Annotated in this window: 15 protein-coding genes and 1 pseudogene; 11 read left to right on the plus strand and 5 right to left on the minus strand. The window is 65.6% G+C overall.

Translation table 11 applies throughout. The annotated features are described in order from the left end of the window. Positions 1-72: 72 nt before the first annotated feature. Complete coding sequence (locus AXW67_RS09555) at positions 73-669, plus strand: TetR/AcrR family transcriptional regulator (RefSeq protein WP_063677778.1); 597 nt, start codon at positions 73-75, stop codon at positions 667-669. A gap of 11 nt (positions 670-680) precedes the next feature. Further along, positions 681-1,148 carry a PaaI family thioesterase gene (locus AXW67_RS09560; RefSeq protein WP_063677682.1) on the plus strand — a complete coding sequence of 156 codons (468 nt, stop codon included), beginning with the start codon at positions 681-683 and terminating at the stop codon, positions 1,146-1,148. Between the two features lie 33 nt (positions 1,149-1,181). On the opposite strand, the gene rplI is transcribed toward AXW67_RS09560, so the two are convergent. The 4 genes from rplI to rpsF all read right to left on the minus strand — a co-directional run bounded on the left by rplI (position 1,182) and on the right by rpsF (position 3,656). Beyond that, a complete protein-coding gene (gene rplI / locus AXW67_RS09565) occupies positions 1,182-1,787 on the minus strand; it encodes a 50S ribosomal protein L9 (RefSeq protein WP_063677684.1) in 606 nt (201 codons plus the stop codon). A gap of 47 nt (positions 1,788-1,834) precedes the next feature. Continuing rightward, positions 1,835-2,806, minus strand: coding sequence for a YybS family protein (locus AXW67_RS09570; protein ID WP_063677686.1), 972 nt, complete (start codon positions 2,804-2,806; stop codon positions 1,835-1,837). Positions 2,807-2,940: 134 nt separating this feature from the next. After that, positions 2,941-3,180 carry a 30S ribosomal protein S18 gene (gene rpsR, locus AXW67_RS09575; RefSeq protein WP_011441353.1) on the minus strand — a complete coding sequence of 80 codons (240 nt, stop codon included), beginning with the start codon at positions 3,178-3,180 and terminating at the stop codon, positions 2,941-2,943. A 5-nt stretch (positions 3,181-3,185) separates the two neighbouring features. Continuing rightward, positions 3,186-3,656 (minus strand): 30S ribosomal protein S6, encoded by a 471-nt coding sequence (rpsF, locus tag AXW67_RS09580; RefSeq protein WP_027551446.1) that lies wholly within the window; start codon positions 3,654-3,656, stop codon positions 3,186-3,188. A 331-nt stretch (positions 3,657-3,987) separates the two neighbouring features. Here rpsF and AXW67_RS09585 point away from each other — a divergent pair, with 331 nt between their 5' ends. The 9 genes from AXW67_RS09585 to gmk all read left to right on the plus strand — a co-directional run bounded on the left by AXW67_RS09585 (position 3,988) and on the right by gmk (position 12,594). Beyond that, positions 3,988-4,689 (plus strand): TetR/AcrR family transcriptional regulator C-terminal domain-containing protein, encoded by a 702-nt coding sequence (locus tag AXW67_RS09585; RefSeq protein ID WP_063677688.1) that lies wholly within the window; start codon positions 3,988-3,990, stop codon positions 4,687-4,689. Between the two features lie 3 nt (positions 4,690-4,692). Beyond that, entirely contained in the window at positions 4,693-5,718 is a 1,026-nt protein-coding gene (locus AXW67_RS09590; protein ID WP_063677690.1) for a fatty acid desaturase family protein, read from the plus strand. 178 nt (positions 5,719-5,896) lie between these two features. Next, on the plus strand, positions 5,897-6,856 hold the full coding sequence (gene fabD, locus AXW67_RS09595) for an ACP S-malonyltransferase (protein ID WP_063677779.1): 960 nt from the start codon (positions 5,897-5,899) through the stop codon (positions 6,854-6,856). A gap of 11 nt (positions 6,857-6,867) precedes the next feature. Beyond that, a complete protein-coding gene (gene fabG / locus AXW67_RS09600) occupies positions 6,868-7,605 on the plus strand; it encodes a 3-oxoacyl-[acyl-carrier-protein] reductase (RefSeq protein ID WP_063677691.1) in 738 nt (245 codons plus the stop codon). 310 nt (positions 7,606-7,915) lie between these two features. Further along, the gene (locus AXW67_RS09605) at positions 7,916-8,155 is read left to right on the plus strand and encodes an acyl carrier protein (protein WP_008551805.1); all 240 of its coding nucleotides are present in this window, start codon (positions 7,916-7,918) and stop codon (positions 8,153-8,155) included. Between the two features lie 107 nt (positions 8,156-8,262). Further along, a complete protein-coding gene (gene fabF / locus AXW67_RS09610; protein WP_027551441.1) occupies positions 8,263-9,528 on the plus strand; it encodes a beta-ketoacyl-ACP synthase II in 1,266 nt (421 codons plus the stop codon). Between the two features lie 127 nt (positions 9,529-9,655). Continuing rightward, positions 9,656-10,930 (plus strand): endolytic transglycosylase MltG, encoded by a 1,275-nt coding sequence (mltG, locus tag AXW67_RS09615; protein ID WP_027551440.1) that lies wholly within the window; start codon positions 9,656-9,658, stop codon positions 10,928-10,930. 113 nt (positions 10,931-11,043) lie between these two features. Then, complete coding sequence (locus AXW67_RS09620) at positions 11,044-11,931, plus strand: YicC/YloC family endoribonuclease (RefSeq protein WP_063677693.1); 888 nt, start codon at positions 11,044-11,046, stop codon at positions 11,929-11,931. A 3-nt stretch (positions 11,932-11,934) separates the two neighbouring features. Then, complete coding sequence (gene gmk, locus AXW67_RS09625) at positions 11,935-12,594, plus strand: guanylate kinase (protein ID WP_027551438.1); 660 nt, start codon at positions 11,935-11,937, stop codon at positions 12,592-12,594. On the opposite strand, the pseudogene AXW67_RS43860 reads toward gmk, so the two are convergent. Further along, positions 12,527-13,245, minus strand: a pseudogene (locus AXW67_RS43860) (hypothetical protein); the annotation flags it as partial. The gene gmk and the pseudogene AXW67_RS43860 overlap by 68 nt on opposite strands.

Here is a 13,245-nt window from a genome sequence, read left to right on the forward strand (position 1 = left end):
TCCATCGCGGCCTCCACATTGTCTTGACCGTGATTGGAGCATTACTCTAGAGTTATGCTCCAGGAGGTGCCGATGGCGACCGGCATGCGTGAGGACTTGTTGGCCGCGGGGCTAGCGGTGTTCGACCGCGTCGGCTTCGAGGCTGCGACGGTGGCGGCGATCCGCGCCCGCGCGCGCGCCTCGAACGGGAGTTTCTTCCACGCCTTCGGATCGAAGAAGGAGCTCGCCGGCGCGCTGTTCCTGGAAGTGCTGCGCCACTATCACGGCGCGATGCTCGAAGCGCTCGACCCGGTGCCGGATGCCGGGCAGGGCATCGATCGCCTGATCCGCGCGCATCTCGACTGGGTCGTGTTGAGCCGGCGCGAGGCGCGCTATCTGTTCGAGATCTCGCGCAGCGAATGGAGCGAGGACGTCCGCGACGCCCAGCGTGCGCAGAATGCGCGTCTTGCTGAAGGCCTCGAGCGCTGGCGCGCACCGCTCGTGGCACGTGGCGATCTCTTGCCGATGACGCCGGTGATGTTCATCAGCCAGTTGATCGGCCCGGCGCAGGTGTTTTGCCGTGCTTTTCTCTCCGGGCGCGATCGGACCGATCCGCGCAGCGAGGCCGACACGCTGATCGCATGTGCCATCCGCGCGCTGCTGCCGCCCTGCCACATCAACAGAAAATGAGGAGTGGCGCCATGAGCACCGAGACGGATCCCGATTTCGCAGCCGTGACCGAGCGCATCCACGCCAATGTCGGCCGCCAGGGTTTCATGGGTCTGGTCGGCGCGGAGCTGTCTGAGCTCACGCGCGGCACCTGCACGATCGCCGTGGAGCGCCGGCCCGAGCTGTTGCAGCAGCACGGTTTCTTCCATGGCGGCGTCACCGCCTTCCTGGTCGACAACGCGACGACGATCGCGGCGGCGACCTCGCGTGGCCAGGCGGCGCTAACGGCGGAGTACAAGCTCAATCTGCTGGCGCCTGCGGTCGGCGAAAGGCTGATCTGCCGGGCACGGGTAATCAAGCCGGGCCGCCAGGTCGCAGTCGTTGCGGCCGACGTGTTCTGCCTGACCGACGGCGTGGAGAAGCACACGGCGACGGCGCTGGCCTCGATCGCGATGCTGAGCGAGGACGTCGCCGTAAAAACGAAAAGCCCGGCCGCGTGAGCGGCCGGGCTTCGCTTCGCAAGAGTGCGAGGCTTACTTCTCGGTCTCTTCCGCAGCCGGGGCCGGCGCGACGTCTTCGTGCTGGGCTTCCGGATCGAAGAACTCGCCGGCGGCGGCGATCGCCTCGGCGGCCGCATCGCGGTCCTCGTTGCGGGTCGAGATGTCCTCGCCGCGGTTGATGCGCTCGGCTTCGTCCTGGCTGCGCGCGACCGTCACGGTGATCTCGACCTCGACTTCGGGGTGAACAGCGACCGTGACCGTGTGCTTGCCGATGGTCTTGATCGGCGCGTCGAGCTGCACCTGCGGGCGGTCGAGGTGGACGCCGTCGGCCTCGAACGCGGTGACGATGTCGCGCACCGTGACCGAGCCGAACAGCTGGCCGGCTTCGGAGGCCTGGCGGATCACGATGATGTTCTTGCCCTCGATCTTCTCGGCGACCTTGGACGCCTCGCCCTTGGCCTGGAGGTTGCGGGCCTCGAGCTCGGCCTTCATGCCGTCATACCTGGCGCGGTTGTCGGCGGTGGCGCGCAGCGCCTTGCCGCGCTTGAGCAGGAAATTGCGGGCATAGCCGTCGCGAACCTTCACGACTTCGCCCATCTGGCCGAGCTTGTTGACGCGTTCCAGCAAAATGACTTCCATAACGTTCTCCTTTGAAGTGCTCTGAGTTTCTGGTTTCGGGTTTGGACTTAAGAGGTTGGCAGCGGCGGCGGTTGCCGGTTGCGCAGGAAGCGCTCGCGGAAGCCGAACACGGCGTCCGCGAGGCCGAGGATCACCATCGCGATCACTGGCCATCCGAATACGACGACGACGGCGTAGGTCGAGCCGAGCCAGAAGGCGCGGCTCTTCAGGGCGAGTGTCAGCGTATGCAGCACGGCAAAGCCGGTCAGCGCGTACGCCATCATCAGCGCCGCCGTCGCGATCTGCGCGACGATCGCGAGCAGCCCGCCGGTGAAGCAGAAAGCGAGCGCGACGCACAGCACCGCGAGCGTCATGGTCGGCAATTCAGCGGTCATCAGGTTCGGCCAGGGGCGGCGCAGCCGGCCCGAGGTCGCCGTCACCTTGGCGCTGAGCCAGAGATTGAGCGTGAGCGTCATCATCGAGACGGTGGTGGCGGCGGCCGGCGCAATACGCACCAGGGCATCGACGAACTGGTCGGCTTCGCCGCTGGCCTGCGGATCGGTGGCATGGAGGATGCGCATCAGGCCGCGGCGCAGCGTGCCGGTGATGCTGTCGGCATCGGTGCCGAGCGTGAGGAGGGCGGCGATTGCGGTCAGCATCGCGAAGCCCGCGATCCACAGCAGGATGCGGCCGACCGGATACCACTCGATCTCGGGTTCGGCCGGCGGCTCGGTGGCGTCGGGAGCTGCGCCCACGTGCCGGCCGAGCAAGACAAGGTGGCCAAGCCACCACGCCGGCAGCGCGACGGTGACGGCGAAGGCGACGCAATAGGGCAGGCCGAACAGGGCGCCGAGGCCGATCGCAGCCGCGATGCCGCCCAGGCTCGCGCAGAGCGGTCCCCAGCCGATCGAGGCCACCATCAGCGGCAGCGGTGCAAGATAGAACAGGACGAGCGAGATCAGCGCGCCCGAGACGATCGAGGCGAACATCAGGGCCGACGCAGCGCCGGCGATCAGGGCTATCAGTCCAAAGGCCATCATCAGCTGTCCCGCCCCTTCCGAGCGGTTAGAGGCATCTCCTGCCCCAACCATCGGCAACCGGACGACCCGGAAGCCTTATGAGTTCAGAACGTGGTGACCGGCGGCGGCATCGCCGCCGGTCGAAGTCAGTCGTATCAGCGGATCACGTAGGGCAGCAGGCCCAGGAAGCGCGCGCGCTTGATGGCGCGGGCGAGTTCACGCTGCTTCTTCGCAGACACCGCGGTGATGCGGCTCGGCACGATCTTGCCGCGCTCGGAGACGTAGCGCATCAAGAGCTTGGAATCCTTGTAGTCGATCTTCGGCGCGTTGGGACCCGTGAACGGGCAGGTCTTGCGACGACGGAAGAACGGACGGCGGGCGCCAGCTTCAGCCATTGATCTTACTCCTCATCCGTCGTGGTTTCGGCTTCCTCGCGGGGGCGGCGCGGACCGCGGTCACCGCGGAAGCCACCCTCACGGTCGCCACGGAAGCCGCCTTCGCGCTCGCCGCGGAAGCCGCCGCCACGGTCGTCACGCTCGCGATCGCGGTCCGCCTTGCGCATCATCGCGGACGGGCCTTCCTCGAGCTCCTCGACGCGGACGCTGAGATAGCGGATCACGTCTTCGCTGATGCGCTCCTGGCGCTCGATCTCGGCGATCGCCGCGGACGGCGCGTCGATGTTGAGCAGCACGAAGTGCGCCTTGCGGTTCTTGTTCATGCGGTAGGTGAGGGAGCGCACGCCCCAGTTCTCGGTCTTGGTGATCTTGCCGCCGAGACCTTCGACGATACCGGTCATCTGCGCAGTCAGCTCTTCGACCTGCTGCGGGCTCGCGTCTTGACGCGCGAGAAAAACATGCTCGTAAAGAGGCATGGAAGTCCTTTCCTCATGTTGGCGCATCGCCCGGCGTCAAGCCCTTCGAGGCCTTCGGAAAGGACTCGGACTTAAGCTCAGAAGGCGGAAACACGGGACGACGGGCCAACTGGCCCTGCCACATCAAAATCACGAATGATTTGCTGAGACCGTCCGTTCAGCTCCCGGCCAGGGTCTGCGGATGGCGCGCTTTATACGGATTTTGGCCGGCTTGGCAAGGTTAGGCAGGCCAATTTCGGCCCGGAAGGTCCCGGGGAGGGTGTCAAAACGGGTCCGAAACGGCTTGATTTATTTGTTTGTATGTCATACAAATAAATCAAGGGAGGATCCAATGACGGGAAAATCCGTCCAGGCCCCGTTCGAGACGGCCGGCGACCCCAAGCACGCCGCCCGCGCCACGCGCTCGGCCGGGCGCAAGATGCGCTCGCTGCTGCTCGATGCGGCGAGCCCACTGTTCAAGGAGCGGGGACTGTCCGGCACCTCGATTGCCGACATTGCGACCGCCGCAAACGCCTTCCCGAGCCAGATCACCTATTACTTCCGCACCAAGGAGGCGCTGTTCGTCGAATGCGCCTGCCGCGATCTGCTGTACCTGGCGCGCGCGACCGAGCAGGCGGCGCTGAAGGCGCGCTCGCCGCGGGAGTACACTCACGCGCTGGCGGAGACGGTGACGGCAAGCGATTCGGTCGCCTTCTTCGCCGAGGCGCTGACGTTGACGCGGCGGCGCCAGGATCTCGCGCCGCTGGTCGAGCGCACCATCGAACGTCTGCACACCGAGGGCGCGCGAGCCTATGCCGGCCAGGTGGCGCGGCATGGCTGGCGCTCGCTGCGCGCGCCCGACGAAAGCTCGCGGCGGTTCTGGGCCGTCGCCATCGGCGTCATCCTCGAAGGCTACGCCATGGGCCGCTCGCCCGAACAGCTCTGCGGCGAGATGCTGCGTGTCCTCGGCGAGCAGGCCAAACCGAACGGCGAGGCCGCGCGCCTGCGCCTCGTCGACGACGGCGATTCAACTTCCAGGGACGAGGAGGGTTAGGCCATGACTGCGCTCCGCATGCGTGCCCGCGACTTCCTCACCGAGGACCAGCTCGTTGACGTGCGCCAACGTGCGACGTGGAAAGGCGTCGCGCTGATCGCGCATGCCTGGGCATTGATTCTGGGCGCAATCGCGCTCGTGGCCTGGTGGCCCAATCCGCTGACCTACGTTTTCGCGGTCGCCATCATCGGTTCGCGCCAGCTCGGCCTCGCGATCCTCATGCATGATGGCGCGCATGGCTGCCTCTCCGCCGACGAGAAGACCAATCTCGCGCTGAGCCAGTGGCTCTGCGCCTATCCGCTCTTCGCGGAGACGCGCAGCTATCGCCGCTATCACCTTCAGCATCACGCGCGCACCCAGCAGGAGGATGATCCCGACCTCGTGCTGTCGGCGCCGTTTCCGATCACCAAGCTGAGTTATCGCCGCAAATTCATTCGCGACATCACCGGGCAGACCGGCTACCAGCAGCGCAAGGCGCAATTGCTCAACGCGCTTGGGCCAAAGGACTGGCCGTGGCGCCAGCGCGCCGCGCATTTCTGGGAAAAGCTCGGGCCGCAATGCATCGTCAACGCCGCAATGTTCGCGGCGCTCGCCATGGCCGGCGTGTGGTGGGCCTATCCGCTGCTATGGCTGGTGCCGCTTTTGACCTGGATGATGGTGATCACCCGCATCCGCAACATCGCCGAGCACGCGGTTGTCCCCGACAGCAGCGATCCGCTGCGCAACACCCGCACCACGCATGCGAACTTCCTCGAACGGCTGTTCATTGCGCCGTACTACGTGAACTACCACCTCGAGCATCATCTGCTGTTCTACGTGCCCTGCTACAATCTGCCGAAGGTGCATCGGCTGCTGAGCGAGAGCCGTCACGCCGGCCGCATGGAGGTGCAGCCGAATTACGCCGCGGTGCTGCGGCTCGCGACAGCGAAACCCGACCAGGAGGACCGTCCCGGCCAACTCGTGAACAGCGCACGCCGTGCACGGGCAGGTGCGGAGGTCGACGCCAATCAGACAGCCGGCGGGTTTTGAGGGGGGGGGGAGCGTTCCCTGTTGAATGCCTGCCGGGAGGTCTATCTCGGCTTGACAGTCCGGCCCCGGACAGTGTTCTACGGCCCCCTTTGGAGCATGATCCGGAACCAGGGCGTAAGCCTGCGCGTAATTGGCTGCGGTTCTCGAAGGGATCACGCTCGACAAGCAGGGAGCGCCGATGACGGCTGCATTCACATTTCCTGGGCAGGGGTCCCAGGCCGTCGGCATGGGCAAGGCTTTGGCCGACGCTTTTCCGGCGGCGCGCGCCGTGTTCGACGAGGTCGATGCCGCGCTTGGGGAGAAGCTGACGGCCACCATCTGGGATGGCCCGGCCGAGACCCTCCAGCTCACCGAAAACGCCCAGCCAGCGCTGATGGCGGTCTCTGTAGCGACCCTGCGCGTGCTGGAGAGCGAGGCCGGTTTTTCCGTTGCGCGGGATGCAGCCTTCGTTGCCGGCCATTCGCTCGGCGAATATTCGGCCCTGGCTGCGGCCGGCAGCCTGACGATTTCCGACACCGCGCGTCTTCTTCGCACCCGCGGTCTCGCAATGCAAAAAGCTGTCCCGGTCGGCGCCGGCGCCATGGCCGCGTTGCTTGGTCTCGACTACGAGGCCGCAATGGAAGTCGCCCGCGAGGCGGCGCAGGGCCAGGTCTGCCAGGCCGCCAATGATAATGGCGGCGGGCAGGTGGTCGTCTCCGGCGACAAGGCCGCGGTCGATCGCGCCGTCGAGATCGCCAAGGGCAAGGGCGCCAAGCGTGCGATGCTGCTGCCGGTGTCCGCACCGTTCCATTGCAAGCTGATGCAGCCGGCCGCCGATGCGATGGCGGAAGCGCTGTCGAAAGTCAGGATCAAGGCGCCGGCGGCGCCCCTCGTGTCGAACGTGCTGGCGAGCGCCATCACCGATCCCGACGAGATCCGCCGTCGTCTGGTCGAGCAGGTCACCGGAACGGTGCGCTGGCGCGAGTCGGTTGCCTATATGGCCGGGCAGGGCGTCACCCGTTTCTTCGAGATCGGCGCGGGCAAGGTGCTCACCGGTCTCGTCAAGCGCATCGCCGACGGCGCCGTCGGGGTTGCGGTCGGCGGGCCGAACGACATCGCCGCCGCCAAGGATGCATTGGCCGCTGCGAAGCAGGCCTAGAGGAGTAATCGATGTTCGATCTGACTGGCAGGAAGGCGCTCGTCACCGGCGCGACCGGCGGCATCGGCGGCGCGATCGCGCAGGCCCTGCATGCCCAGGGCGCCACGGTCGCCATTTCGGGGACGCGGAAGGAAGTGCTGGACGAACTGGCCGGCAAGCTCGGCGAGCGCACCTACGTGCTGCCCTGCAATCTGTCCAAGGCCGACGAGGTCGAGGCGCTGGTGCCTGCCGCGGAAGCGGCGATGGGACAGGTCGACATCCTCGTCGCCAATGCAGGCATCACGCGTGACAATCTCTTCGTCCAGCTCCGCGACGAGGACTGGGACGAGGTCATCAATGTCAACCTGACCTCGACCTTCCGGCTCACCCGCGCCGCCACCAAATTGATGATGCGCAAACGCTTCGGCCGCATCATCGCCATCACCTCGGTGGTCGGCGTCACCGGCAATCCCGGGCAGGGCAATTACACCGCGTCCAAGGCCGGTCTCATCGGCATGATCAAGACGCTCGGCGCCGAATACGCCAAGCGAGGCGTCACCGCGAACTGCATCGCGCCCGGCTTCATCAAGACGCCGATGACGGATGCGCTGAACGACAAGCAGCGTGAAACGATTCTGACCAAGGTTCCGGCCGCGCGCCTGGGCACGCCCGAGGACATCGCGGCGGCCGCCGTTTACCTGAGTTCGAACGAAGCGGCCTACGTCACCGGCCAGACCATCCACGTCAACGGCGGCATGGCCATGATCTGAGGCCTCGTTTCGCGCCGCCCGCACGGGGGCGGTGCGGGATGCGGCAAACGGCCGTTTCCGGAGCGAATTGAGGCTTGTAGTCAAGGCAGTTGAAGTATGATAACCGGACCATCAACGGATGGGCAAAGAACGCCATTGCAGGTTTTTGAAACCCTGTATATTGGCGATGCGGAGCCTTGGCCGTCGTTCGCCGGGCCTTGCATCGGTTAGGATGGGGCCAAATCAAAGTTCGTAAGCGAAGGCAGTCAACGACCACGACGGCTCGTATCGTCCCGGGGGGTCGGGTCTACAGGGAACAAGAGGTTAAGCAATGAGTGACATTGGCGAGCGGGTTAAGAAGATCGTGGTCGAACACCTTGGTGTTGAACCCGAGAAGGTTGTCGACAACGCGAGCTTCATCGACGACCTCGGCGCCGACAGTCTGGACACCGTCGAGCTGGTGATGGCGTTCGAAGAAGAATTCGGTTGCGAGATTCCGGACGACGCCGCGGAGACGATTCTCACCGTTGGCGACGCCACCAAGTTTCTCGAGAAGAACGCGAAGAGCTAAGGCTCTTCATTTTCGCGGGACAACATTGAAACCGGACGGGCCGCTCACCAGCGGTCAGCCGGTTTCTTGTTATCGGCCGTGAATCTTTCGAAGCGGAGATTTGCGATATGAGGCGGGTTGTCGTCACGGGCCTCGGCATGGTTACGCCACTCGGCTGTGGCGTCGAGCCGACCTGGAAGCGGATCCTCAACGGCGAGAGCGGTGCGCGCCGGATCGAGAGCTTCGACGTCTCGGATCTCCAGACCAAGATCGCCTGCGTCGTGCCGCGCGGTGACGGCTCCAATGGCAGCTTCAATGCCGACCAGTGGATGGAGCCGAAGGACCAGCGCAAGGTCGACGATTTCATCATCTTCGGCATGGGGGCCGCCAAGCAGGCGCTCGACGACGCCAATTGGCATCCGGAGTCCGAAGAGGACAAGTGCGCGACCGGCACCATGATCGGGTCCGGCATCGGCGGCCTCAACGGCATCGCCGACACTGCCATTCTCCTGAAGGAGCGCGGGCCACGCCGGGTGTCGCCTTTCTTCATTCCGGGCCGCCTGATCAATCTCGCCTCCGGCTATGTCTCGATCGAGCATGGGCTGAAGGGGCCGAACCACTCCGTGGTCACAGCCTGCTCGACCGGCGCGCACGCGATTGGCGATGCCGCCCGTCTGATCGCGCTAGGCGATGCCGACGTGATGGTCGCGGGCGGTGCCGAATCGCCCATCAGCCGCATCGGCATTGCCGGCTTCAACGCCGCACGCGCGCTCTCGACCGGCTTCAACGACACGCCCGAGAAGGCCTCGCGTCCCTATGACAAGGACCGCGACGGCTTCGTCATGGGCGAAGGCGCCGGCGTGGTGGTCCTGGAAGAGCTCGAGCACGCCAGACGCCGCGGCGTCAGGATCTATGCCGAGGTGATCGGCTACGGCCTGTCTGGCGATGCCTATCACATCACGTCGCCGTCACCCGATGGCGATGGCGGTTTCCGCAGCATGTCGGCGGCGCTCAAGCGCGCCGGCCTGTCGCCGTCCGATCTCGATTACATCAACGCGCACGGCACCTCGACGCCGCTCGGCGACGAGATCGAGCTCGGCGCTGTGGAGCGGCTGCTCGGCAATGCCGCCTCAGAGGTCGCGATGTCCTCGACCAAATCGTCGACTGGCCATCTTCTCGGCGCGGCCGGCGCGATCGAGGCGATCTTCGCCATTCTTGCGATTCGCGATAATGTCGTGCCGCCGACCATCAATCTGGACAATCCGTCGGTCCAGACCGCGATCGATCTCGTGCCGCATACTGCTAAGAAGCGCGAGATCAACGTCGCGTTGTCGAATTCTTTCGGTTTCGGCGGTACCAACGCGTCGGTGATCCTCCGGCGCTTGGCCCAATAAAGCTTGCGTTTGAGACGAATCCACCGTTTTGCCTTATTCGGCGATAGTCATACTCGTGGGCGTGTGCATTTGGCAGGGCAAGCGATTGCCAGGCCGCGATTGAACCGGCAGGATTCAGGTTGCTTCGATGAGTGAAAGGCCGCCCATTTCGCCCAGGAGTCCGCGGGCCGCGCTGGAGCCCGAGCAGGTGCCGCCGCCGCCGAAGCGATCGGACCGTGCGCGCAATCCCTTGGTCGTGGTCGGCAACGCCATCATCACGCTCCTGCTGATCAGCATGCTCGGCGCTGGCGCCGTCTATTATTACGGCCGCCAGGTGCTTGAGGCGGCCGGGCCGCTCAAGGAAGACAAGATCGTCAACATCCCACAGCGCGCGGGCAAACGTGACATCGCCGAGACCCTGAACAAGGAAGGCGTGACCGACGTCAATCCGTGGGTGTTCATCGCCAGCGTCGCTGCGTTGAAGGCGAGCTCGGATCTGAAGCCGGGCGAATATTCGTTCCAGAAGAATGCGAGCCTGCGCGACGTCATCGCCACCATCGTCGAGGGCAAGGTGGTGCAGCATGCCGTCACGATTCCGGAAGGCCTGACCTCCGAGCAGATCGTGGCCCGGCTCTCCGACAATGACATCTTCACCGGCAGCGTGCGCGAGCTGCCGCGCGAAGGCACGCTGTTGCCGGAGACCTACAAGTTCCCGCGCGGGACCACGCGCGAGCAGGTGATCCAGCGCATGCAGCAGGCGCACAAGCGCGTGCTCGCCGAGATCTGGGAACGCCGCAGCCAGGACCTGCCGGTCAAGTCGCCGGAACAGCTCGTGACGCTCGCCTCGATCGTGGAGAAGGAGACCGGCAAGCCGGACGAGCGCAGCCGCGTCGCCGCCGTGTTCGTCAACCGGTTGAAGCAGAAGATCAAGCTGCAGTCCGATCCGACGATCATCTACGGCCTCGTCGGCGGCAAGGGCACGCTCGGCCGCCCGATCAAGCGCAGCGAGATCACCCAGCCCTCGCCCTACAACACCTATGTGATCGAAGGCCTGCCGCCGGGGCCGATCTCCAATCCCGGCCGCGCCTCGCTCGAGGCCGCCGCCAATCCGGCCCGCACCCGCGACCTCTATTTCGTCGCTGACGGCACCGGCGGGCACGCCTTCACCGAGACCTACGACGCGCATCAGAAAAACGTCGCCAAGCTGCGCGCGATGGAGAAGCAGATCCAGAACGACACGGTCGAGCCGGCCGACGATGCGCCGGCGCCTGCGGCCGGAGCGCCCGCCGCCGCCGACACACCGACCGCGACCACGCCGCCCAAGCCGACCCAGCAGAAAAAGCCGCCGGCGCGGCCCGCAAATCCGGCGCCGGCCCGGCAGGGCTCGGTGTGGCCGGCCTCGCCGCCGGTGGTCCAGCGCTAGGATCGCTGGCCTGCCTTACGGACTTTGCGGGTTCCACTTTCCTGCAAAATAGTCTTAAGATTCGCGTGCCTTGATGGCCTCACGAATCCTACCTGTCCGGAGAAACCTACCTAATGGCGCTGTCGTCCATGACCGGCTTTGCCCGAAGCCACGGCGCGAGCGGGCCGTATACGTTTGAATGGGAATTGAAGTCGGTCAACGCCAAGGGGTTTGACCTGCGCGTGCGGCTGCCGCAGGGGTTCGACGAGCTCGAGGCCCATGCCAAGAAGCGCGCGAGCGAGGTGCTGTCGCGCGGCACCGTCTACGCCAATCTGAGCGTCAAGCGTACCAATGCCGAAGCTTCCGTCCGCATCAACGAGGACGTGCTCGCCGCCGTGCTGAAGGCAGCCTCCCAGATCGCGGGCAAGGTCGACGCGGTGGCGCCGAGCATCGACGGCCTCCTCGCCATCAAGGGCGTGATCGAGGTTGCCGAGCCCGAGGGAGACGAGGAGGAGGACAAGGCGGCGCGCATCGCTGCTGCCGAGGCCTTCGACAAGGCGCTCGCCGATCTCGTCGAGATGCGCAAGCGCGAGGGTACTTCGCTCGGGCAGATCCTGACCCAGCGTGTCGACGAGATCGAGGCGCTGGCGAAGCAGGCGGAGGCCGCGCCCGGCCGTAAGCCGGAGGCGATCAAGGCCAGGCTCGCCGAGCAGATCGCCGCTCTGCTCGACACCTCCGATCGTTTCGATTCCGACCGCCTGATGCAGGAAGCGATCCTGATCGCGACCAAGGCCGACATCCGCGAGGAGCTCGACCGCATCGCCTCCCACGTCGCCCAGGCGCGCGAGCTGATCGGCAAGGGCGGTCCGATCGGACGCAAGCTGGATTTCCTGGCGCAGGAGTTTCACCGTGAGGTCAACACCTGCTGCTCGAAGTCGAACGACATCGAGCTGACCAATACGGGACTCGCCATGAAGAACGTGGTCGAGCAGTTCCGCGAGCAGGTCCAGAATCTGGAGTGATCGATGACGACGGGCGGTCACGGAACTGACGGTGTCGAGCGGCGCGGGTTGATGTTCGTGCTGTCCTCGCCATCGGGCGCGGGCAAGACGACGCTGTCGCGTCTGCTGATCGAGCGGATGCCCGGGCTGAGAATGTCGGTCTCCGCGACCACGCGGGCGATGCGGCCCGGCGAGGTCGACGGCCGCGACTATCTGTTCGTCGACAAGCCGCGCTTCGAGGCGATGGTGAAGGGCGACGAGCTCCTGGAATGGGCGACCGTGTTCGACAACCGCTACGGCACGCCGCGCGGCCCGGTCGAGGCGGCGCTGTCGGCGGGCCAGGACGTGCTGTTCGACATTGACTGGCAGGGTACACAGCAGCTGCGCGAAAAGGCGCGCGCCGACGTCGTCAGCGTCTTCATCCTGCCGCCATCAGCCGCCGATCTCGAGAAACGGCTGCACTCGCGCGCGCAGGACTCCGACGAGGTCATCCGCAAGCGGATGAGCCGCGCCAGTCACGAAATGAGCCACTGGGCCGAGTACGACTACATCGTCATCAACCACGACGTCGATGCGGCCTTCGCCGAGGTGCAGTCGATCCTGAAGGCCGAGCGCCTCAAGCGCGAGCGGCGCGTTGGCCTCGTCGGCTTTGTGCGAAGTCTGCAAGGCCAGCTTCAGGGCTAGCCGGCGTCAGCCGCGGGCCTTCCTTCGCCAGACGTTCCAGCATCTGGGTGATGACGTCGATGTCGACCGTGTCGGCGTCGGCTGACTCTTCGACCTGTTCGAGGTGGGCTTCCTCGACTTGGGTCCCCTCGAAGCGATCCTCATCGAATTGATGCCCATCGAATTGATGCTCGTCGACTTGATGCTCGTCGATTTGGGCTTTCTCGATATGGGCGTCGATTGCGGCGAGCTGCAATGCGTGCACCTCGGCCTCCAAGGCCTCGAACTCGCTACCCTCGTGGGTGTCCTCCACGGCGCTCTCGTGCGCCTGGGACGCGTTGCGATTGTCGACGATCGTAATGGGTCTTGTGGCCAGGGGTTTAGTGGCCGAGGGTTTTGGGGCCATGGGTTTTGGGGACAGGGGACGCACGAGGTCGAAATCGACCGGGTGGGGCCGTTGCAGGCGTGATGGGGCGGTCGCCACTGCGTCGAGCCAGGGCGCACGGTCCTGGTCCTGTTGCTCCCAATTGTCCCAATTCACGCGGCGGGAGCCGTCAGCTGCCTGGACGCGGACACGGGAGCGGGAGCCGGCGAAGCGATAGATCACGCTGCCGATAACGCCCGCGAGCGCAAGCGCGCCGCCGATGACGAGCAGGAGCGTCTGGAACGAGC

Origin of the sequence: Bradyrhizobium neotropicale (assembly GCF_001641695.1) — a bacterium.
Taxonomy (GTDB): Bacteria; Pseudomonadota; Alphaproteobacteria; order Rhizobiales; family Xanthobacteraceae; genus Bradyrhizobium; species Bradyrhizobium neotropicale.